Source organism: Micromonospora sp. WMMD735, from assembly GCF_049178995.1.
Taxonomy (GTDB): domain Bacteria; phylum Actinomycetota; class Actinomycetes; order Mycobacteriales; family Micromonosporaceae; genus Micromonospora; species Micromonospora wenchangensis.
Window position 1 is genome coordinate 1,148,519 of record NZ_JBMHMJ010000002.1, and the last position, 21,793, is coordinate 1,170,311.

The following is a 21,793-nucleotide window of genomic DNA, read 5'->3' on the forward strand; positions in this document are numbered from 1 at the left end:
ACCAGCGGAGATCCGTCAGCGGTAGCCGGCGGCGGTGATGTTGGCCTGCACCGCGTTCTCGGTGGCGTCCGACGGGTAGCCGGCGACCATCGCGCCCTCGTAGAAGGTGCCGGCGCTGAGGTTCGCGCCGCCGTCGGGCTTGCAGCAGTCCCCGCCGCTGCCCAGGATGATCGCGCCCTGCTTCTTCATCGGGCTGTAGCCCGGCGGCAGCGACCCGTCGTAGAGGGTGTAGAGGCTGCCGGACTGGGCGTCGCTGCCCTTGATGGCGAAGCGCGAGGTGCCGTTGTTCTTCAGGGTGGCGGTGACGAACTTGCTGGTGAAGGCCCGCTGGTTGGGGTTCCATGAGCTGCTGCCGCCGGGGAACAGCCCCCATTCCAGGTCGGCCTGCACCCACGGCCCGGAGCCGGAGCAGCCGCCGAACCAGCACTGCTTGCTGAAGTTGATCGCGTCCATGGCCCCGGCGGCGTCGGCCTTACGGGTGGTCTCGCTGTTGCCGTAGTCGAAGCAGCAGCCGTTGTTGACGTGGGTGCCGCTGGTGACCATGTACATGCCCTCCGGCGCGGCACCGGTCGGCACCCCGGTCAGGTGACCGTCACGCCAGTAGCTGTTGCCCGGGTTGATGTAGAGCGAGTACGCCTTCGCGCCGCCCACCGTCAGCGACTCCGAGGTCGCGACCGCCGGCCGGCTCTGCGGCGACCCGGGCACCACACTGGAGCCCTGGTACCACAGGTCGTTACCGCGGCCGGACTGGTCGAACACGACGGTCACCACGCAGGTGGTGCCGGCGCAGAACGAGTCCTGCGTGGCGGCGTTGGCGGTGCCGCCGGTGCCGGTCAGCCCGATGTTGCGGGTCGTGTTGTCCGAGGAACGGCGTACCTGGTAGAGGTTGCCGGTGTAGGCGGCGTAGAGCGCCCGGGTGGTGCTGTGCGCGGCCACGCACGGGGTGCCACCGGCGGCGTAGATGTCGCACGGCAGGGCGCCGGCGGGCGGGGGAGTGGTCGGCGGCGGCGTGGTCGGCGGGGCGGTGGTGGGCGGGGTGGTCGGCGAGGTCCACTGCTGGTTGGCCTGACCGTTGCAGGTCCACAGCAGGACCTTGGTGCCGTTGGCGGTGCCGTTGCCGTTCGCGTCCAGGCACAGGCCGGACTGCACCCCGACGATGGTGCCGTTGGCGTTGACGTTCCACTGCTGGTTCGTCTGGCCGTTGCAGTCCCAGATGATCGCGGCCGTGCCGGCGGTGGTGCCCCGACCGGAGGCGTCCAGGCACTTGTTGCCGTAGACCGTGAGTTGCCGGCTGGCCGTCCAGGTCCAGGTCTGTCCGGCGCCGCCCTGGCAGTCCCACAGTTGCGTCTGGGTGCCGTTGGTGGTGCTGGAGTTGGGGACCTCGAGGCAGCGCCCGGAGGCGGTGCCGACGATCCGGGTGCTCTGTCCCGGCTCGATGGCGGCCATCGCCGCAGCGGCCTCGGCGGCGGGAGAGGTGACGCCGGGGGCGGCCCCGGCGATGACGAGGAGGCCGGCCAGCGCGCCGACCAGCAGGGTCAGCCGGTGCCGGCGGCGGGACCGGGGGACGGGACCGGGGACCGGTCCGTTCGGGGACGGGGTACGCACGGGGCGGCTCCTTGGTGCGTCGACGGGGTGGGCCGGGTGGACCCGCCCTCGGGTGGTGGTGGCGAATCGGTTCGCCAGCCTTCCCAGGATCACCCAAGACAGTGACAGAAATCAATTTGAAGGGGGGTGGTCCGGCCCGGCGCGCGGGCCGGCGGTGTCACCGGCCCTAGAGCCGCCAGGTCTGGTTCAGCGGGCTGCTCTGGCTGACCGGCTTGCACGTCCACTGCAGGATCCGCGCCTGGGCGGCGGTGGAGACCCCGTTGACGTCGACGCACTTGTTGCTGTGCCGGGCGACGAGCTGGTAGTCGTGCGGATCGTTGCCCCCGTAGGTCACCCGGCGCAGGGTGAACTGCTGGTTGGTGCCGTTCTGGCAGGTCCACTGGTCGACGGCCGCGCCGTCGGCGGTGGACGCCCCGCTGACGTCCAGGCACCTGCCGCTCTGCTGGTTGACGACCGTGTACGTGTCGGCCACCCCGGCGACCGGGCGGAAGTTCCACAGCTGCTGGTCGCCGCCCTCGCAGGGGAACTGCTGCTGGGGGTTGCCGTCGGTGGCGCCCGAGCCGGTGTTGTCCAGGCACTGCTGGGAGTGCTGGGCCACCGCCACCGACGTGAAGCCGGTCTCCGTGGGCGGCAGCACGGTGACGGTGTACGTGTCGTTCTGGTTGCCGTACGGCAGCCTCACCGAGGCGGCGTTGTTGGTCAGCGTGACCACGGTGTTCGACACCGTGACCGGCCCCTGCACCGCACCGCCGTTGTTGTACGGGATGCGCTGGGTGAGCACCCGCACCTGGTTGTTCTGCACGATGCCGCTGGTGGCGTCCAGCCGTTGCAGGTTGACCGTCAGGTTGCCGGTGGTCCGACCGCCGCCGACCAGCACCTTCGCCGTCCCGGTCGTCCTGGTGGCGAAGGCGTCGTAGGAGGGGCTGGGGGTCACCGCGGCGATCTGCCCGGTCTGCGCGGCGTAGTAGCGGTAGACCCACCACTCGCCCTTGGGCTGGTGCTGGCCGGCGGCGTTGCGCACCAGCAGGTTGCCCAGGTCGTTGTGCAGGTTGCCGGCGCTGGCCCAGTTCGCCCGCAGGCCGTCCGCGCGGGCCCGTTCCAGCCGGGCGACGTACCAGGCGCCGTCCGCCGGGTTCTGCTCGTTGGACGCGCCGTACTCGTTGATCTGGTACGGCCTCGGGTGGGCGATGCCGCGCGCGTCGAGGGTGGCGTCGGCCGCGGCGACGTTGGCGACCGGGTCGCCGGGCAGCGAGTGCCAGCTGACGATGTCCGGCACCGTGTTGGTGGAGCGGACGAAGTCCAGGTACTGGTTCCAGAACGCGTGGTTGGTCGACGGCACGCAGGCGCAGCTCGGCCCGACGATGAGCTGGTCGGGGAACTCCGCCCGCAGCCGCTGGTAGGTGCGCCGCCACAGTTCGAGGTACTGGGAGATCGGGCGGTTCCAGAAGATGGTGATGTTGGGTTCGTTCCAGATGTCCCACTGCACCCTCAGCCCGGCCGCCCGGACGTCGCCGATGAGCCGGGTCAGGAAGTTGTCGTAGTCGGTCCAGTTGCCGTTGTCGCCGGGAAAGCGGGAGATCCCCGCGCCGTCGGCGCCCCACAGGTCGTGCGGCAGGATGATGAACTGACCGCCCAGGGCGGCGGTGCGGCGGGCCTGGGCGAGCGTGGAGTTCCACCGGCGGTCGTAGTTGCCGCCGACCCAACCGCTGCCCGGCAGTTGCGCGCCCCCGGCCCGCATGTACTGGAACCTGACGTCCCGGTAGAAGTGGTCGGCCGGGCCGCTGGCGTTCTCGGTCATGCCGTAGATCCAGCCGGAGGCCCGGTAGGTGGGGGTGCCGTCGACGCTGGCGAAGTTGACGCTGATCGACTCGTCGGCGGCCCGGGCCGGGGTGGCGGCGACGGCGGTGGTGGCGACGGCGAGCAGGCCGACGGCGATCCGGGTGGCGATCGCGCGGGCTCGTCCGGGGCGGCGGTGGGACGGGGTGTTCACGGCGGCTCCTTGTGGGGCGTGGGGACGCTCTCCGGGAGGGCTTCGCAGGCGAATCGATTCGCAAGGGATCGTAGAGCGGCATGATGAAGGATGTCAATGTAATGACGGTCCGGTGAAGGGGATGTTTCCGCAGATGATCTGCGTTCCGGTCAGACAGTCGCGCCTGCTGGCCCGGACCGGCAGGAGTCCTCCTTGACCACCCGGCGCGGACGGACCTATCTTCGTTCGAACCGATTCGAGGCTTCGGTTCCGTCGTCCGCCGCCGGTGGGCCGACGTGGCACCGTCGAAGGCTGACCACCCGAACCACGAAAGGGCGTCACCCGACATGACCGTCGCACCGTCCGGCCCGGAGTTCTCCCTCCAGGACGTCCCGTTCAGCTACCGCGGTTCCTGGTTCGACATCTCCCCGGTGGTGGCCGAGAAGACGTACGCCGACGACCTGCACCTGGTCTCCCACCAGAGCGGCATGCACCCGGTGCTGCGCCTGGCCCCGCACGCCGACGCCACGGTCGTCGCCACCCCCGCGCTGCTCACCTGGCGCGACGGCGACGGCCGGATCGACGTCGGCTACCAGGGGCCGGACACCCTGCGGCTGCGGGGCCGGGGGCTCGGCCTGCGGATCGCCGCCGCCGCCCGTACCCTCACCCCGTTCAGCGGGACCTACCTCTACCGCGACCCGGTCGACGGCTCGGCCGTGTTCACCTCCTACGAGACGGGCCGCCGCTACCGGGTCACCGGGCTGTCCGCGCCGCTGCACGACGTGGTCGGCGTCGAGGCGCTCGGCGTCGCCGACCGGTGGCTGGACCTCCCCGCCGACCGGCCCTGGGAGATCGCCATCGAGGAGTACGCCACCGCCCGGCCCCCCTACCGGCCGACCGGCACCTTCGACGAGCTGTACCGCGAGCGCACGGCCGAGTTCGCCGCCTTCGTCGACGCGGTCGCCCCCTGGCGCGACGCCGACACCCCCGCCGCCGACCTGGCCGCGTACGTGCTGTGGTCGGCCACCGTCGAGCCGGGCGGTTTCGTCACCCGACCGGCCGTGCTGATGTCCAAGCACTGGATGGACAAGGTGTGGAGCTGGGACCACTGCTTCAACGCGATCGCCCTGGCCGCCGGCGAACCCGACCTGGCCTGGCACCAGTTCCACCTGCCGTTCGACCACCAGGACGCCGCCGGCGCCCTGCCCGACTCGGTCACCCACTCCGAGGTGCTGCACAACTTCGTCAAGCCGCCCGTGCACGGCTGGGCCCTGGGCCAGCTGCGCCGCCGGCTGCCCACCCCGCCGGACCGGGCGGTGCTGGCCCGGACGTACGACCGGCTGGCCCGGTGGACCCGGTTCTGGCTGGACGCACGCCGCGCCCCCGGCAGCGACCTGCCCCACTACCAGCACGGCAACGACAGCGGCTGGGACAACGCCACCACCTTCGACGACGGCCGGGTCCTGGAGACCGCCGACCTGGCCGCCCTCCTGGTCAGCCAACTACGTTGCCTGGCCGACCTCGCCGCCGAACTGGGCGGGCCCGCCGCCGGCTGGTCGGCCGAGGCCGACCGGGTCCGTACCGCCCTGCTGCGCGACCTGTGGGACGGCGAACGCTTCACCGCCCGCAGCCCGCACACCGGGCGACGCCGGGCCAGCCGCAGCCTGCTCGACCTGATGCCCGTCATCCTCGGCGAGGACCTGCCCGCCCCGGTCGCCGGTGCGCTGGCCCGGGGCGTCGCGGCCCACCTGACGACCCACGGGCTGGCCACCGAACCGACCGACTCGCCGCACTACCTCGCCGACGGCTACTGGCGGGGCCCCATCTGGGCACCCTCCACCGTGCTGGTCGAGGACGGGCTGCGCCGGGCCGGGCACACCGCGCTGGCCGACGAGATCAGCAGGCGGTTCCTGACCCTGTGCGAGAAGTCCGGCTTCGCCGAGAACTTCGACGCCGAGACCGGTGCGGGCCTGCGCGACCGGGCGTACACCTGGACGGCCAGTAGCTATCTCATCCTGGCCGCCGCGCAGCAGGAACGCCGGGCAGCGTCGGCGGGCCCGGGGCCGTGCGACGCGTGAACCCCGCGCCGGGCCCGGCGGGGCGGGGTCCCGGCGCGGGGACGTTCGGCGCGCGGTGTGCCGGCTGCCCCGGCCGGCGACCGGGACGGCCGCCCCGGCCGGAGGTCGGAGCCGGGTCAGCGGGATCGGACCGGGCCCGTGCTGGAACGCAGCGAGACGGGTGGCGCGTAGAGCCGGTGCCGGGGTGGGCCGCCGGGCGCGGCGATCAGCTCCAGCAGCAGCGCCACCGCCTCGGCGCCCATCTGGCGCATCGGCACGTCGGCGGCGGTCAGCGGGGGGTGGAAATCCTCCGCCCAGTGCTGGGCGGCGACTCCGGTGACGGAGAAGTCGCCAGGCACCGAGAGGCCGGCGCCGTTCAACGCCCGCTGGATGCCGGGCAGCGCCGCCTCGTTGATGGTGGCCACCGCCGTGACCTCCGGATGCGCCGCCAGCAGGTGCGCCACGCACGCCTCACCGGAGGGCGTGTCGTCGCCGCAGCAGACGTCGACACCGGTCAGGCCCCGCTCGGCGACGGCCGCCCGGAACCCGGCCAGGGCGCGGTGGCTCGGGCCGTAACCCGCCGCGACCAGCTCGGCGGACCGGTTCACCAGGGCCACCTGGCGGTGTCCCAGGTCGGCCAGGTGGTGTACGCAGCGGGAGATCAACGTCGCGTAGTCGACGTCGATCCAGCTCATCGCGTGCGGGTCGGCCGTCCGACCGATCGTCACGAACGGCACTCCCGCCGTCGCCAGCCGGGTCACCCGCTCGTCGGTCAGCCGGATCTCCATCAGCACCACCCCGTCCACCCGGCGGCCGGTGACGATCCGCTCGAAGGACCGGTCGTGGTCGCCGCCGGACGGGGACAGCAGCACGTCCAGATCGTGCCGGGCCGCCGCCTCGACGACGCTGGCGACGAAGCCGAGCTGCATGTCGGTCAGACGCTGGTTGGCCGGGGGGATCACCAGCCCGAGGGTGCGGGTGCGCCCCTCCTTCAACGCGCGGGCGCTGGCGTTGGGCCGGTAGCCCAGCTCGTCGATGACCGCCTGGATCCGTTGCCGGGTCGTCGCCGACACCGCCCGCTTCCCGCTCAACACATAGGACACGGTGCTGCGGGACACTCCGGCCCGCCGGGCGATCTCCCCGATGTTCATGCCCGCCCTCAACGCCGAATTCCGCCACCGACGCGGGAATGCGTCGTGTTTCCCGTGGAGCATAGCCGTACGGCAATTCCCCACGGGGCAGGAACAGTTCCGTGGCCACCCCCGGGGGCAATCCGCCGATGCCCGGCGTTCCGTGGGGCGCAGGTCGGGGCGGACAGGGCCAGCGGGGTAGCGCAATATATCGACAGAAGTTAATGTTAAAGATCTGACGTTTTATGTCAGGAGAAGGCACGGCCGATGGATCGGTTCCGTACCCCCGGTCGTTCGGACGCGAAGCACAGCCGTGCCGGAGGCGGCCACCACCGCACCCGTACCGTTCCGGAGAGGGATTCGATGAAGGTGAAGAGAAGGCCCAGTCGTATGACGATCGCCGTGGCGACGATGGCGACCCTCGCCGTCGTCAGCGGCGGCTCCGTGCTGGCCGACGCGCCGGGCGCGCAGGCCGCGACCACCGGCCCGTGCGACATCTACGCCTCGGGCGGCACACCGTGCGTGGCCGCGCACAGCACCACCCGCGCCCTGTACGGCGCGTACAACGGGCCGCTGTACCAGGTGCGCCGGACGTCGGACAACACCACCCGGGACGTCGGGGTGCTGAGCGCGGGTGGCGTCGTCGACGCCGCGATCCAGGACTCCTTCTGTGCCAACACGAGCTGCGTGATCACGATCATCTACGACCAGTCGGGCCGCAACAACCGCCTCACCCAGGCGCCCGGCGGCTACTGGCCCGGCCCCGCGCCGGGCGGCTGGGACAACCTGGCCGACGCGAAGGCGGCCCCGATCACGATCGGCGGCCAGAAGGCGTACGGCGTCTACGTCTCGCCCGGCACCGGCTACCGCAACAACAACACCAACGGCGTCGCCACCGGTGACCAGCCCGAGGGCATCTACGCCGTGGTCGACGGCACGCACTACAACCAGTGGTGTTGTTTCGACTACGGCAATGCGCAGACCGACGGCCAGGCCGACTCGCCGGCCATCATGGAGACGGTCTACTTCGGCGCCAACAAGCAGTGGGGATACGGTGCCGGCGCCGGCCCGTGGGTCATGGCCGATCTGGAGTGGGGGTTGTTCTCCGGGGTGAACGCCGGTTACAACAACATCGCGTCCATCAACCACCGTTTCGTGACCGCCATGGTCAAAGGCGAGCCGAACCACTGGGCGATCCGCGGTGGCAACGCCCAGTCGGGTGGCCTGACGACCTATTTCGACGGGCGGCGGCCCAACGGATACCACCCGATGAAGAAGGAGGGCGCGATTCTGCTCGGCATCGGCGGCGACAACAGCGTCTCCGGCCGGGGTACCTTCTTCGAGGGCGTGCTGACCTCGGGTTACCCGTCGCCGGCCACGGAGGACGCGGTGCAGGCGAACATCGCCGGGGCGGGATACGCTCCGGCCGGTGGCGGCACCCCGGCGCAGAGTGTCCAACTCGTGGGCACCCAGTCGGGTCGCTGTGTCGACGTGCCGAACGGCAGCACCACCAACGGCACGCAGGTCCAGCTGTGGGACTGTACGGGCGGAACCGCGCAGCGCTTCACCCGCACGGCGGGCCGGCAGCTCCAGGTCTCGGGCAGCAAGTGTCTCGACGCCTCCGGGCAGGGCACCGGCAACGGCACCAAGGTGATCATCTGGGACTGTCACGAGGGTGCCAACCAGCAGTGGAACGTCAACGCCAACGGCACCATCACCGGCGTGCAGTCGGGTCTCTGCCTGGACGCCGCCAACGCGGCCACGGCCAACGGCACCAAACTCGTTCTCTGGGCCTGCAACGGGCAACAGAACCAGCAGTGGAGCCTGCGGAGCTGACCGTTGCGCCGCAACCGGCAGGTCGGGCCGGTGTGTCGAGATGGGGGGAGTACGGCGGCCGGTGGCAGCTGATCGAGGGCCACGCTCCGAACCGGAACCCGGTGCCGCTGCGGCCCGACGACGGATACCAGACGTGGCGGCTGAATGGTCGGTGACCCGGGCATGCGGTAAGTCACTGGTCGATGTGTGGCACCGCGGGTCGGCGATCTGTGAGGGTGTGCCCGGTGAACCCGATACCGAGCACACCCGAACGGCCGTCGCTGGGCGCGGTGCTGCGGGCCCACCGGCTGGCGGCGGGCCTGTCGATCGAGGGGCTCGCCGAGCGTTGCGGGGTCAGTGTCCGGGCGATCAGCGACATCGAACGCGACCGGGTCCGTCGCCCGCAGCGGCGTACCCTGACCGTCCTGTGCGACGTCCTCGACGTGCCTGACGACGTGCGCCACCGGCTGGACGAGGCCACCTCCGACCGGCCCGCCGGCTGCGAGCCACCCGCCCCACCGTGCCACTTCACCGGGCGGGCGGCGGCACTGCGTACCCTCGGCGACGCCGCGCGTCGGCCGTCGGGCGACCGGCGGCAGGCCACCGTGGTCGTCGTCACCGGGCCGGCCGGGGTGGGCAAGACCGGCCTCGCGGCACGGGCCGCAGCCGACCTGGCCCCGGAGTTCCCCGACGGCTGCTTCTTCGTCGACCTGCGCGGCATGGACGACGTCCCCACCCCGCCCGGCGAGGCGCTGCACCTGCTGCTGCGCGCCCTCGGTGTGCCGGAGCGGCGGATCCCCGCCGGGCTCGACGAGCGGGCCACGGCGTACCGGTCGGTGCTCTGCCAGCGCCGGGCCCTGGTGGTGTGGGACAACGCGGCCGACGAGGCCCAGGCGAGGCCGCTGCTGCCCGGGGCCGGGCCCGGTCTCGTGCTGGTCACCAGCAGGCGACGGCTCAGCGGCCTGGACGCCGCCCGGTGGCTGTCCCTGGAGCCGTTGCCGGCCGAGGAGTCGACCGCGATGCTGCGGGCCATCGCCGCACCCGACGCCGCCGCCGACCCGACCGGGTGGGCGGAGCTGGCCCGGCACTGCGGGCACATGCCGTTGGCCCTGCGCGTCACCGGGCAACGGCTGTCCGACGAGCCGGGGCTGTCGGTGGGGGAGCTGAACCGGCGGTTCACCGGCGAGCAGGCCCGGCTCACGGTGATCGACGCCGGGGCCGCCGGCATCCACACCGCGCTGAGCCTGTCGTACCGGCGGCTGGGGACGGACCTGCGGCGCACCTTCCGGCGGCTGTCCCTGGTGCCCGGCCCGGACTTCGGCCCGGATCCGGTCGCCGTTCTCGGCGGCACCGACGCCGAGGAGGCCGAGGGACGGCTGGAGGCCCTGGTCGAGAGCGGCCTGGTGGCCGCGGTGCCGGCGGACCGGTACGGGCTGCACGACCTGGTCCGGGAGTTCGCCGCCGACCGGATGACCGCCGAGGAGCCGGCGACGACCGGTGCGTTGCGGACCATCCTGCTGCGCTGGTGGCTGGCCCGCACCACGGCCGCCGGGCAGCACTTCGAGCCGGGTGGACCGGCGTCGCTGACGGAGTTCCCGGACCGGACGGCGGCGGCCGGCTGGCTCGACGCCGAGCGGGGCAACTGGTTCGCGGCGCTGCGGTCCGCCGCCGCCGAGGACCTGCACGGGCAGGTGGTCGACACCGTCGACGCGCTGCACTGGTTCTCCGACAGCCGGGTGCACCTCGACGTCTGGCCGGAGGTCTTCCGGTTGTCCGCCGGCTCCGCCGCCCGGCTGGGCGACCCCCGCACGGAGGCGGTCCACCTCAACTACCTGTCCTGGGCGCAGGCGATCTGCCAACGTGAGTACGCGCGCAGCGTCGCCACCGCCACCCGGGCGCTGGAGCGGGCCGTCCGCGCGGGCGATCCGGCCCAGCAGGGGTGGGCGCTGCTCTACGCCGCCAGCGGCCACACCGGGCTGGGCGAGCACGCGGCGGCGCTGCGGCACCGGCAGCGGGCCTGGGTGATGCTGCGCCGCGCGGCCGACCCGGAGGGGCTGCCACAGGCGATGGCCTCACTCGGCTCCTCCCTGCTGGCGCTGGGTAGGCCCGCCGAGGCGCTGCGGGTGCACGAGCGGACCCGACGGCTGCTGCGCGATCCGCACCATCCGATCGCGGCTTTCGCCCGGGCCTGCACCGACGCGTTGACCTGTCGGCGCATCGGCGACGACCTCGCCGCCCTCGGCCGGTGGCCGGAGTGCGTCGCGGTCCGGCGGGAGGCGGTGGCCGGGTTGCGCGCGACCGCGATGCCGGCGACCGAGGCGCTGGCCCTGGTGGAGTTGGTCGAGGCGCTGCGTCGTACCGGGGAGACCCGGTCGGCCCCGGCGTACCTGGCGCGGGCGATCGCGCTGGCCGACGACTGTGACGACCCGGACCTGGCCCGCCGGGCCGGGGACCTGCTCGCCGAGCTGTCCGGGACCGACTGAACGTCAGGTGCCGGGCACCACCCGGGCGAAGGCGCGGACCAGCGGATGGGGCTGGTAGCGGTGGTCCCGGCCGGCGGTGAGCCAGCCCCGTTCGGCCAGATCGAGGAAACCCGCCTCGGCGGGCGCGGGTCCGACCAGCCGGGGCAGCAGCCGCAGGGCGCGCCGGGCCGGCGACGACAGCCCGGCGTACGCCCGCTCGAAGGCGTCGCGGACCGACAGGTCCCCGGCGACCAGCGCGCCGAGCACCCGTTCCGGTCGGGTCAACCGGTCGATCAGCCACTGTGCGCTCCACTGCGGGCGGGTCAGCAGCCGGTTCGCGGTCACCCGCAGGGCCAGCGGCAGGCCGGCGCAGCAGGCGGCCAGTTCGGCCACCGCCGGGGCGGGGGTGCTGCCGTCCACCATGGCGGTCAGTGCGGCCCGCGCGTCGGTGGCCGGCATCGGCGGCACCAGCCACCTGTCGGCCTCCGGTAGCCCCGCCAGCGGCTGCCCGCCGGTGACCAGGGTGACGGCGGTGGCGTCCACGGGGAGCAACGGCCCGACCTGGCGGGTGTCCCGGACGCCGTCCAGCACCACCAGCATCCGCCGGGCGCGCACCAGATCGCGGTACGCCCCGACGGCCTCCGGGTCCGACCCGGTCGATGCCGTCGTGGCGGCCGGCAGCAGCCGTCGCGCGATCGTGGCGGCGGTGGCGTCCCCGACCGGGCCGAGGAAGCGCACCCCGTCGGGGAACCGGTCGGCCAGCCGGGTGGCGGCCTGGACGGCCAGCGCGGTCTTGCCCACCCCGGGCAGGCCGATCAGTTGCACCGCGTGGCGGTGGCCCAGCCGGGCGGTCAGCCAGGCGAGGTCGGCGTGCCGGCCGGTGAAGTGGGGAGTCACCCCGGGCAGCCCGGTGACCACACCCACCTGCCCGCCGGCGGTGCCGAGCCGGTCGGCGTCGGGCCCGTGCAGCCCCAGGGCGGTGCCCAACGCCCGCAGTGTGCCGGGGTGCGGGCGGCGGATCGTGTGCCGCTCGATCCCTCCGATGGTGCGGGCACTCACCCCGGACCGGGCGGCGAGTTCCCCGATGGTCAGCCCGGCGGCGGTCCGCAGTGACCGGAGCCGGTGAAGCTGTTCCTGCGTGCTGTCCCGCACCCCGTACCCCCGCGCGGACGTCTGCTGTCCGGTCCAGTAGACGTCGGCGCGGGTACACGTGGGGTGAGGTCATCGTCACACCGGGTTCCGGTGCTGGTGGGATGCGGGGCGGCGGTCGTCCGCCGTCCCGGCCTGCGGGAGGCGGGCCGGCGGACGGGGTGCGGTCAGGCCACCCGGACCCGCTGCCACTGCTGGTTGGCGCCGGTGCCGCAGGTGTACTGGATCACCCGGGCGCCGTCGGCGGTGGAGTAGCCGTTGACGTCGAGGCACCTGCCGCTGTGCCGGGCCACGAGCTGGACGTACCCGGAGCCCGCGTCGCGGACCTGCCACTGCTGGTCGGTACGCCCCGACTGGCAGCCGAACTGCTGCACCGCGGCGCTGTCGGCGGTGGACCCGCCGGCCACGGTGAGGCACTTGTCGCTGTGCCGGGCGACGATCTGGACGTAGCCGGAGCCGGCGTCGCGCAGCTGCCACTGCTGGTTGGTGCCGGAGTTGCAGCCGTACTGGGCCACGGCGGCGGCGTCGGCGGTGGACCGGTCGAGCACGTCCAGGCACTTGCCGCTGTGCCGGGCGCGCAGCGTGTCGAAGGTGTAGCCGCCGTCGACGCCGGAGACCACGCCGGTGGCGGTGTCGATGGTGAGCTGCGGGAACCAGTTCATGGTCAGCGAGGTGGCGGTGGGGAAGTTCAGCGGCAGCCAGACGTACCGGGACTGGTTCACCGGGCCGCCCGTCGCGCCGGCCCAGCGGTCGCCGAGGTAGAGGTACGAGGTGGCGGCGCTGCCCTGCACCGGCAGCACGTACGCCGACTGGGAGTCGTAGGTGGTGCCGTCGGCGAAGTTCGTCGGGTTGGTCCAGGTGCCGCCGACGCTGCTGGCGGTGGCGTACCGGGCCTGGTTGGGCGACCAGCCGGTGGCCCCCGAGGTGACCAGGAAGTAGACCCCGTTGCGTTTGAACATCGCCGGGGCCTCCCGGTAGTTGTCCGGCCACAGCGTCCGCACCAGCGACGCGACCCCGGTGTAGTCGGCGGTGAGGCGGTAGATGTTCAGGTCGGCGTTGTTGCGGGTGGCCGAGATCAGGTACGCGGTGCCGTCGTCGTCGCGGAACACCGTCTGGTCCCGGGAGTCGTGGCCCAGCGGGCGGAAGCTGCCCAGGTAGCGGTAGTTGCCGTCGACCGTGCTGGAGGTGGCCACCGCGACCCGGGCCTGGTTGTAGTCGACGCCGTTCTCCCAGTGCATCCAGAGCACGTACTGGCCGGTGCCGGCGTTGTAGATCACCTTGGGGCGTTCGATGTTCGCCGTCGCCAGCTCGCCGGCCGAGGACTGGGTGAGCACGTTGTTGCGGAACTCCCAGGTGCGCAGGTCGGTGGAGCGGTAGACCGACACGTACCGGAAGGTGTTGTTGTCGTTGCGGTTCTCGCCGAACCAGTAGTAGTAGTCGCCCACCTTGATCATGCCGCCGCCGTGGGCGTGCACGCCGGCGCCGTTGGTGTCGGTGAACTGCGTGCCGTTGACCACGGTGACGGGTGCGGCCCGTGCGGCGGGGGCGGTGAGGGTCAGCGGGGCGAGCACGGCCGCGCAGGCGGCGAGGACGAGGACGATCCGACGGAGGGTGGTGGGGTGGGGCGCGGCAGGCATGGGCCGCCTCCTCGTGCGGTGGACGCGGGGTGCCCGCCGGGACGGGCGGGACCTTTTCATGAGCCTCACGATAAGCCGATCCACTGCCACATGCCCATACTTCGATGTGATGAACATCGATGTATAGCGGGTGGGTGGGAGATCCGCGCCACGTCGTGGTTTGCAGCGGTCGTCGCGGTTGTCGAGATCGTGATGCATGATCTACATCACATTGTGAACCCTTCTCGCGGTGTCCGGCACGGAAGGCACGATCCGGGCGGAATCCCTTTTCCGCACCCCACATTTCGCCGCCGAAGCCACCCGCAGCGGCTCGGCGGGCATCGCGGAGGATCGCACTTCGCCACGGAAAGTAGTCGTGCCCGCTCCGCCCGTGGTCGGTCGGGGTTCGTTGCCGTCCGACAACCAGCGCCTCGGTTTGTGCCGCTCACTACCCTGACCGATGATCCAGTGCCTGGGTACCGTCGACAGCGATAAGGGCTTCAGATGAGCAACAGTCACCCTCCGTACGGAGAACAGCCGGATCCGAACGTCACCCCGTGGAGCGGGCCGCCGGCACCGTCCGCCGGCTACCCGGCGTACGGCCAGCCTGGTCAGGCCCCGCAGTACGGTCAGGCCCCGCAGTTCGGCCAGGCCCCGCAGTTCGGTGTTCCCGTGCCGCCGCAGAAGTCGAACCGGGGCCTGGTCATCGGCCTCATCATCGGCGCGGTGGTCCTCATCCTCGCGCTCTGTGGCGCCGGCATCGGGCTCGCCCTGGTCGGCAACGACGACGAGCCCGACCCGACCCCGACGCCGAGCGCGACCGCCAACCAGGGCTCCGGCACGGAACCCTCGTCCACTCCGCAGGCGTCCGACCCGCCCACGGAGCAGCCGAACAACAACAACAACGCGGTGACGGCCCGCTACTCCAGCGACCTGTCGTCGGTCTGCGACGGCAGCCCGATCCTCAACGCGGCCACCTACACCGGCCCGGCCACCGCCAAGGCGTACGTCTTCTCGAACAACCCGGAGCGGCCGTCGTTCTGGTCGTCGAAGATCGTCGGCTCCGACAAGCGGTACTACGCCAAGTCGGCCGACTTCACCAGCGTCTCGGTCGTCGGCTGCATGTCGATGGTCCCGGGCAGCGAGGGCGCGCCCAAGAAGTGCGACTACAAGGCCAGCGACGGCAAGAACGTCAGCGTCTCGTACATCTCCTCGCGCTACCAGCTGACCTTCTACGCCGCGAAGACCGCGGAGAAGATCGGCGACGGCGGGGTCGTCAACGCCCCGGCGACCCGGTGCCCGAGCTTCATCTCGTACAACAAGACGACGATGAAGGCGTACGCGGCCCCGGACAGCGGCACCATCGAGGCGGCGCTGGACAAGTTCCTGTCCTGACCGGCTCCTGACGGCGGTGCCGGGGGCGGGCGGATCCCTCCCGCCCCCGGCCTTCCGTCTCCCGCCGGATCAGGTGTTGACCGGCCGGCGGGCGACCAGCAGCACGTGCGTCACCGGCCAGTCCAGCGGGGCCCCCTCCACCGTCGACAGCGCCGCGGTCGGCGCGAGCCGGTGGGTGACGATCCAGTCGTTGCGGTACGGGCCGCTGGCCGGGTCGACCTCGAACCCCACGTCGGCCAGCAGGGCCTTCCAGTCGGCCCACTCCAACCCGCAGAACTCCTCCTGCGTCTCGGACAGCCAGTTGTCGGTGTAGTCCTTGCGGGTGAGGAAGTCCATCGCCGCGCCGAGCGGCAGCTCGACCACCGCGCCGGTGCCGTCGTCGACCGGGCGGAACCCGAACGGGAACCGGTAGTCGACGGCGAACTGGTCCAGCCGGGCCCGGGTGGACAGCCCGGCGAGGTGCGCGGCCACCCGGTCGGCAGGCAGTGACGCCAGATCCTCGCGGGGCCGGGTCGGGTTCGCCCCGTCGGTGGTCGACAGCCGCAGCCGTACCGTCCGGTCCCGGCCGTCCGGCCCGCAGACGTCGCTGTTGATCCACACCCCGCCGGGCACCGTGTGGTCGTAGATGGCCTGCACGAACCGGCGCAGCGACGCCATCCGATCGCCGTACGACCAGATCTCGTGGGTCAGCGCGAAGGTCATCGTGGTGTCCACCGACCGGGGCGCGAACACCGCCCCGCCGAGCACGTTGCGACGGTAGAAGAAGACGTTCGGGTTGGCGAAGACCCCCTGCGCCTTCTTGTGCACGCACTCCTCGTACAGGTGGCGGGCCACCTCGACCCCGATCAGGTCGCTCTCCCGCAGCGTCGGCTCCCGGTCGGCCAGCTCCAGCACCGCGCCCGCGCCGCAGCCGACGTCGACGATCCGGCCGGGCCGCACGTGCTCGCGCACCGCCGCCCACTTGCGCTGCGCCGCGTCGGCGAACGCCTCGGCGTACGTCCGGTAGTCGCGGGTGGCGGTCAGCCCGCCCTCGTCGCCGACCACCGGGTCGTTGACCACCGAACGGACCAGGTCGTCGAGCCGGTAGCGGGCGTAGACGTCGAGGGTCGCCGGGTGGGCCAGCTCCCGCCACGACGGGTCGTCGGCGGCCAGCCGCAACAGCACGTCCCAGGGCCGGGCGGGGGTCGGGTCTACGTCGGCCTCCACCCCGGCGATCGGGAACCCCAACCGGGCGTACATGGCGGCGACCTGCGGCGTCGAGCAGGCGACCACGGTGTCGTCCGGGGTCAGCTCCAGGCCGGCGGTGGCCGCCACGTTCTTGAGGGTCACCTCGGCGAACCGGTCGGTCTCGGCGGTGTCGAAGACCGGCACCACCACCGACCGCAGCCCGGCCAGCACGCTGAACCGTTCGATCGCCGCCTCCCGCCGGTGGTAGGGGACCGGGTTGCGGCGGGTGTTCTCGTGGTTGGCCGAGGTGACCGCCCACACCACGGTCGTCCCGTCGTCGCCGGCCCGGTCGCCGTCGGGGGTGTCGTGGTGACCGGCGGTGGCGAGCCGGTGCAGATAGTCGGCCTGGAACCGGGTCAGCAGGTGATGTCGGCCGGGAAACAGCAGGTAGCGGGGCATGCGATGTTCCTAGCCGACGCGTCTTATCCGGCTGTGCGCGGGGTGCCGGGTGCGACCGGGCCGCCGGGACGGCCGGGGGCGGGCACCGTGAGGTGCCCGCCCCCGGCCGGTCGGGATCAGCCCACCAGCGAGCGCAGCGGGACCTGCTCGGCCCGCAGGCTCCGCACCAGGTCACCCAGGAACGGGTGCTCGTCGATCTGGAGACCCGCCGGGTTGGGGATCACCAGGTACGCGGAGCCGTCCGCCACCGTGACCCGCGCGGTGTCGGTGTACCGCCGCACGACCGCCTCGGTGCGGGCCAGGTCACCGGCGGCCACCTGGAGGGTGAACGGCCGCCACTGTCCGCCCAGGTTCTCGGCGACCGGAGCGGCCGCCGCAGCGGCGCGGGCCGGGTCGACCGGGACCGGCGACGCGGTCCGGGCCGCCGTGCCGCCGCCCGGGTAGAGCAGCGCGTTGGCCACCAGGTGCAGGCCACTCTCGTTGTACGCCCGGAACAGCGGGTTGAACGCGAACAGCACCGCCCGTCCGGCGCCGGTCGGCTCGTCCACCACCGCGACCGTGCCCTTGAGCGCGTCACCCTGCACCGTGTAGCCGTTGGCCCAGAAGGTGTCCCCGCTCGGGTAGCGCAGCACGTTGCGGCCGGTGCTGCTCGGGGTGAGGATCGGGTCATTGTTGTTGAACTCGAAGTCCTCGGCGGGCCGGCCCAGCCCGACCGGGCTGTCCGGGTCCACGTCGACCCGCAGGTGCGAACCGATCACCGTGTAGCCGGTCGGCTTCGGCTTCTCCGTGGTCGAGGTGAGACCGGCGGCGCGGGCCATCCGGGTGCCCTCGTTACGCAGGCCCAGGTAGGTGTGGCCCTGGGCGATCCAGGCGCGCAGGTTGGCCTGCCCGGTCGCGGTCAACCCGCCTGTCGCGTTGCTGCCGTCCGGCACCAGCAGCACCGTGCGACCGGTGAAGGCGGGGGTGTTGTCGTTGATGTCGGCGGTGGTGACCGGGGTGAGGTCCAGGCCCCACCGCTTGCCCAGCACGTACCGGGCCTCGCCGTGCGAACCGGAGGTGGTGGAGATGCCGGTGCCCTGGAACAGGCCGACATCCGGCCGGCTGATCGGGGTGCCGACCGCCGCCGTGGTGTACGGGGTGAGCGTGACGCCCAGCTTCTTGGCCGTGGTGTTCAGCTCCGGCGTCAACGCGCCGGCCGGCATCCCCACCTGCCCGTTGTCGAGGTCCCGCACCAGCTGCACGCCCTGACCCAGCAGGGTGAAGGTGAACTCGGCCGCGGCGGCGGAGTCCAGCTCGTAGGTGTAGGAGCCCTTCAACGGCGGCGCGGCCAGGATCTTGCCGCCACCGGTGTTCTGGATCTTGTCGATCAGCTCCGCGTTGGGCTTGACGTCCGCGCCGGTGTAGACGGCGTTCACACCCATCAGCAGCGGGTTGCTCCACGACGACACGTCGTAGAAGTACGGGAACGGCGTGTACGGGTCCTCGCCCATGATCGCCTGGATCCAGTGCTTCTGCGGCTGGTTCATCGGGATCCAGTACGACCCGACCGGTACGGTCAGGTTGGTCGCCGACCGGCCGCCGAAGAGCTTGGCGGTGGGCAGCTTGACGGCCTTCTTCACCTGGTAGACCTCGACGTCCATCCGGCGTAGCCGCTCGACGAGCTGGCGGGCGTCGGCGAGCTGCCGGTCGGGCAGCAGGAAGTACGACCGGACGGTCTGCGCCGGCACCGGGAACTGCACGGTGTTGGTCGGCTGGACCACCTCGTTGGGCTCCAACGTGCCGGCCCGGCCCTGGGCGAGGGCGTCCTTCCAGACCTTGTACCAGCCGTTCAGCACCTCACCCTTGTGCGCCGCCGCCCACCCGAGGGTCGACCACTGGGTGTGGAACTGCTGCTGCACCCGGTCGGCCACCGCCGACGAGCTGCCCTTCTCGAACGTCATGCCGGCGGCCCCGAAGCCTGCGGCCGGCACCGTGTCGCCGTACCCCATGAAGAACAGGTCGTAGGTGGAGTAGTTGAAGTAGCACTCGGTGGTCACCGCGCCACCGCACGCGCCGTTGTAGCCGAAGCCGGCCTTGTTGGCCTCGCCGATCCGGTTGATCCAGTCGACCGCCTCGCCGGAGATCTCGTGGTGGATCGGGTCGGCGTTGGGCGGGAAGAAGTACTGCCGGCCGCCCATCTCGTGCGCGTCGATGAAGACCTGCGGCGGGTACCTGCGCATCAGTTCGAGCTTGCCGTCGGTCTCCTGCTGGGTCCGGGCGAACCAGTCCCGGTTCATGTCGAAGCCGTACTCGTTCTGCCGGCGGTTGGCGTCGTGGCCGTCCGGGTTCTGCGTCGGCACGATGATGGTGACCAGGTTGTCGTTGCGCTGCTGGACCTCGCAGGACAGGCCGGCGGCCAGCTCGTACAGCGTCTTGAGGGCGGCGTCGGTGCCGCTCTTCTCGCCGCCGTGCACGTTGGCGGTGACCCAGACGATGGCCGGGGCCGCCTCGGCGATCTCGCCGGCCTGCTGCTGGTTGACCGTCCGGGGGTCGCGCAGCGAGCGGACGTCCTCGGCGATGCCCCTGAGCACGGCCGGCCGCACGTTGCGCTCGTTGGACACGATCGCGTACGGCAGCGGCTGGCCGAGCACGCTGGTGCCCAGCACGCCGGTGACGACCCGCTTGGAGGCGGTGTCCACGGCGTCGAGGTAGCCCCGTACCTCCTCGTTGGTGACCACCCGTTCCTGGCCGGTGCCGAGCGGGAAGCCGAGGAAGCTCTCCGGGCTGGGCACCGAGGCCAACCGGTCGGTGGGATCGGTGCTACAGGTCGTCGGGGGCGCGGCGGAGGCGGACGGGCCGACCACCAGGGGGGTGATTCCGGCCAGGAGGACGATGGCGGTGGCGCTGGCCAACCGCTGGCGGGAAAGCGATGCGGAGCGGATTATCGGCGTTCGCATGAGGCGTTTCGTTTCCCTTCCCGGGAAATGAATCAGGGGTGCCCGGAGCGTATGACCTGCGCTTTCGGGTGGTCAAGATTCACAACCGGGGGCCGGTACGCGATTCGCCAATTGCCCCACACCCGCTCGAACACGGGCGTTTGATGGCGAGTTGGCGTCCACCCTGGACCCTCGTCCGTCGGGGGAGACCCTCGCCGTACGCCTGATCATATCCACCGTCGTCGACCGGGTGGGGGTGGTCCCGGCCCGCCGCCCGCGGGCCGGGACCGGGCGGTCAGCGCACCCGGACGAACACCGGGTTGGAGTAGAACCACAGGTCGCTCCACGGGCTCTCCAGCCCGTCGGCCAGCGGCTCCGCCTCGTCGGTGCTGGTGCCACGGACCCGCAGGTAGCTGTCGACCCCGACGTCGCGCAGGGTGTGCCGGATGACGTACTGCGCACCCTGCTGCCGCCAGTCGCGCGGACCGAACCGGGCCACCACGGCGGTGGTGGGGTTGGTGTCGGCGTCCCGGTCGACGCTCGGGCCGGTGACCTGCCCGACGATCAGGTCGACCCGGCGGACCTGTGGGCGGTCCCCGTTGCCGTTCGTCCCGGCCGGCGGCCGGAACCGGATAACGACGTCCACGTCGGTGCGGTCGCGGCGGCTGACGGTGACGGTCTCGCCCGCTCCGGCCGAGTGCCCCTGGCTGCTGGCGGTGACGTCGAGGCGGCTGATCAGGTCACCGGTGGTGACGAAGATCCGCCCGTGGCGCAGGCCGTCCATGATGTCGTGGTACTCCTGCCGGGCCAGCACGTAGGTCTTGCTGTATTCACCCGGCCAGAAGTCGGTGCCGCCCCGGGTCCAGTGCACGTGTGAGTCGGACGTCGCGGTGATCCACCAGCGTCGCCCCTCGCCGAGCAGCGCGTCCCACAGCCCGCCGACCCGGGCGGTCGCCTGGTCGTAGCCGCCGTAGGTGGGGTGGTTGCCGTAGCCGCCGCGGGCGCTGCCGTTGAGTGGGCCCGCCTGGTGGCCCGGGGCGCCCTCGAAGCCGACGTACACGTCCGGGGCCGCGTCGTTGCCGTTGCGGAACTCGTGCGGGAGGTCCTGCCCGTACACCCCGAGCCCGGTCGCCGAGCGGGAGGTGTGGTGGGCGATCACCAGCGGCTTGTGCGGCATTGTCCGCGCGACTTTGAGGAACTCCACCATCTTGGCCTCGGTGTCGCGGCCCGGGTCGGCCGGGAACGGGTCCCGCTTGGCGAACCGGCTCTCCAGCTCGAAGAGCTGCTTCGCCTCGTCGGCGTGCCGGGGGATCATCAGGGTGTGGTGGTCCATCGCCGGGGCGTCGAACTCCATGCCCCAGAACTGCAACACCTCGGGCACCAGCCGGCGGGACCGGAGCAGATCGGGGTACGCCTGCTCCAGGTTCACCTTGGAGTGCGTCGGTCCACCGTGGTCGGTGCACATGGCCCAGGTCAGCCCGAAGTTCTTCGCCATGATCGCGTTGGTGACGATCGGGTAGACCGCGTCGGCGCCCTTGCGGAACGTCGGCGGGTTCGTCGAGGTGTCGAAGTCCCCGCTGTACTCGGAGTGGATGTGGTGGTCGCCGGCCCGCCAGCTCCGGTCATCGGCCCGACCTGCCCCGGCCGTCGCCTGGTCCTGCCGGTCCGGGTCGGCGTGGGCCGCCTCGACGCCCACGAACGGGCCGGCGGCGGCGAGCGTCGCGCCGACGCCCGCGTATTTCACCAGTTGGCGGCGGGACAGTTGACCGCCTGTGGCGTCCTCGGAATCCCTGTGCTGCACTGCGGAGCCCTCCACGTGATCCGGATGTCGACCGTGTCGGTGACGAAGCCTCCGAGAGGAGGGTGAACGGCCGCTGCACGGCGTGCGGGAGGGGGGTGAACGACGGCCGGCCAGCGCCGCCGCGCGCCCGGCCCGGCCGGTGGCCGGGCCATCACCTGTCGTGGCCCCGGCTGCCGTCCCGGGTCGCCTCCCACGGGTGGGATATCTATGCGGTTGCATTTCCGGGTCATTGGTGAGAAAGAGGTCTCATTGA

The 21,793-nt window shown here is 72.1% G+C and carries 12 protein-coding genes; 4 read left to right on the forward strand and 8 right to left on the reverse strand.

The genetic code is table 11. From position 1 onward, the window contains the following. Positions 1–15: 15 nt before the first annotated feature. Together ACN268_RS05060 and ACN268_RS05065 are read right to left on the reverse strand one after the other, a co-directional pair. Positions 16–1,605: an arabinofuranosidase catalytic domain-containing protein gene (locus ACN268_RS05060; protein WP_421481958.1), complete on the reverse strand. Its 1,590-nt coding sequence runs from the start codon at positions 1,603–1,605 to the stop codon at positions 16–18. Between the two features lie 166 nt (positions 1,606–1,771). Then, on the reverse strand, positions 1,772–3,595 hold the full coding sequence (locus tag ACN268_RS05065; protein ID WP_421481959.1) for an RICIN domain-containing protein: 1,824 nt from the start codon (positions 3,593–3,595) through the stop codon (positions 1,772–1,774). A gap of 326 nt (positions 3,596–3,921) precedes the next feature. Between ACN268_RS05065 and ACN268_RS05070 the strand changes: the two genes are divergently transcribed. Then, entirely contained in the window at positions 3,922–5,652 is a 1,731-nt protein-coding gene (locus ACN268_RS05070) for an amylo-alpha-1,6-glucosidase (RefSeq protein WP_421481960.1), read from the forward strand. Between the two features lie 116 nt (positions 5,653–5,768). On the opposite strand, the gene ACN268_RS05075 is transcribed toward ACN268_RS05070, so the two are convergent. Beyond that, the gene (locus ACN268_RS05075) at positions 5,769–6,782 is read right to left on the reverse strand and encodes a LacI family DNA-binding transcriptional regulator (RefSeq protein WP_421481961.1); all 1,014 of its coding nucleotides are present in this window, start codon (positions 6,780–6,782) and stop codon (positions 5,769–5,771) included. Positions 6,783–7,151: 369 nt separating this feature from the next. On the opposite strand from ACN268_RS05075, the gene ACN268_RS05080 reads away from it, so the two are divergent. Continuing rightward, positions 7,152–8,597 (forward strand): arabinofuranosidase catalytic domain-containing protein, encoded by a 1,446-nt coding sequence (locus tag ACN268_RS05080; RefSeq protein ID WP_421481962.1) that lies wholly within the window; start codon positions 7,152–7,154, stop codon positions 8,595–8,597. A gap of 224 nt (positions 8,598–8,821) precedes the next feature. Continuing rightward, positions 8,822–11,059, forward strand: a complete 2,238-nt coding sequence (locus ACN268_RS05085) for an ATP-binding protein (RefSeq protein ID WP_421481963.1) — start codon at positions 8,822–8,824, stop codon at positions 11,057–11,059. A 3-nt stretch (positions 11,060–11,062) separates the two neighbouring features. Here ACN268_RS05085 and ACN268_RS05090 read toward each other — a convergent pair whose 3' ends face one another. Both ACN268_RS05090 and ACN268_RS05095 read right to left on the reverse strand, forming a co-directional pair. After that, positions 11,063–12,190: a helix-turn-helix domain-containing protein gene (locus tag ACN268_RS05090; protein WP_421481964.1), complete on the reverse strand. Its 1,128-nt coding sequence runs from the start codon at positions 12,188–12,190 to the stop codon at positions 11,063–11,065. Positions 12,191–12,354: 164 nt separating this feature from the next. Continuing rightward, positions 12,355–13,824, reverse strand: a complete 1,470-nt coding sequence (locus ACN268_RS05095) for an RICIN domain-containing protein (RefSeq protein WP_421481965.1) — start codon at positions 13,822–13,824, stop codon at positions 12,355–12,357. Between the two features lie 483 nt (positions 13,825–14,307). On the opposite strand from ACN268_RS05095, the gene ACN268_RS05100 reads away from it, so the two are divergent. After that, positions 14,308–15,198: a hypothetical protein gene (locus tag ACN268_RS05100; protein ID WP_421481966.1), complete on the forward strand. Its 891-nt coding sequence runs from the start codon at positions 14,308–14,310 to the stop codon at positions 15,196–15,198. A 69-nt stretch (positions 15,199–15,267) separates the two neighbouring features. Here the strand turns inward: ACN268_RS05100 and ACN268_RS05105 are convergent, their stop codons facing one another. From ACN268_RS05105 to ACN268_RS05115, 3 genes are all read right to left on the reverse strand, one after another. After that, a complete protein-coding gene (locus tag ACN268_RS05105) occupies positions 15,268–16,824 on the reverse strand; it encodes a class I SAM-dependent methyltransferase (RefSeq protein ID WP_421481967.1) in 1,557 nt (518 codons plus the stop codon). Positions 16,825–16,940: 116 nt separating this feature from the next. Then, the gene (locus tag ACN268_RS05110) at positions 16,941–19,760 is read right to left on the reverse strand and encodes a M14 family zinc carboxypeptidase (RefSeq protein WP_421481968.1); all 2,820 of its coding nucleotides are present in this window, start codon (positions 19,758–19,760) and stop codon (positions 16,941–16,943) included. 274 nt (positions 19,761–20,034) lie between these two features. After that, entirely contained in the window at positions 20,035–21,540 is a 1,506-nt protein-coding gene (locus ACN268_RS05115; protein WP_421481969.1) for a phosphoesterase, read from the reverse strand. Positions 21,541–21,793: the final 253 nt, after the last annotated feature.

Excerpts from the sequence above, each read along its gene's own strand:
- ACN268_RS05070 (WP_421481960.1), top strand. The coding sequence starts at position 3,922 with ATGACCGTCGCACCGTCCGGCCCGGAGTTCTCCCTCCAGGACGTCCCG.
- ACN268_RS05075 (WP_421481961.1), bottom strand. The coding sequence starts at position 6,782 with ATGAACATCGGGGAGATCGCCCGGCGGGCCGGAGTGTCCCGCAGCACC.
- ACN268_RS05080 (WP_421481962.1), top strand. The coding sequence starts at position 7,152 with ATGACGATCGCCGTGGCGACGATGGCGACCCTCGCCGTCGTCAGCGGC.
- ACN268_RS05095 (WP_421481965.1), bottom strand. The coding sequence starts at position 13,824 with ATGCCTGCCGCGCCCCACCCCACCACCCTCCGTCGGATCGTCCTCGTC.
- ACN268_RS05100 (WP_421481966.1), top strand. The coding sequence starts at position 14,308 with ATGAGCAACAGTCACCCTCCGTACGGAGAACAGCCGGATCCGAACGTC.
- ACN268_RS05105 (WP_421481967.1), bottom strand. The coding sequence starts at position 16,824 with ATGCCCCGCTACCTGCTGTTTCCCGGCCGACATCACCTGCTGACCCGG.
- ACN268_RS05110 (WP_421481968.1), bottom strand. The coding sequence starts at position 19,760 with ATGCGAACGCCGATAATCCGCTCCGCATCGCTTTCCCGCCAGCGGTTG.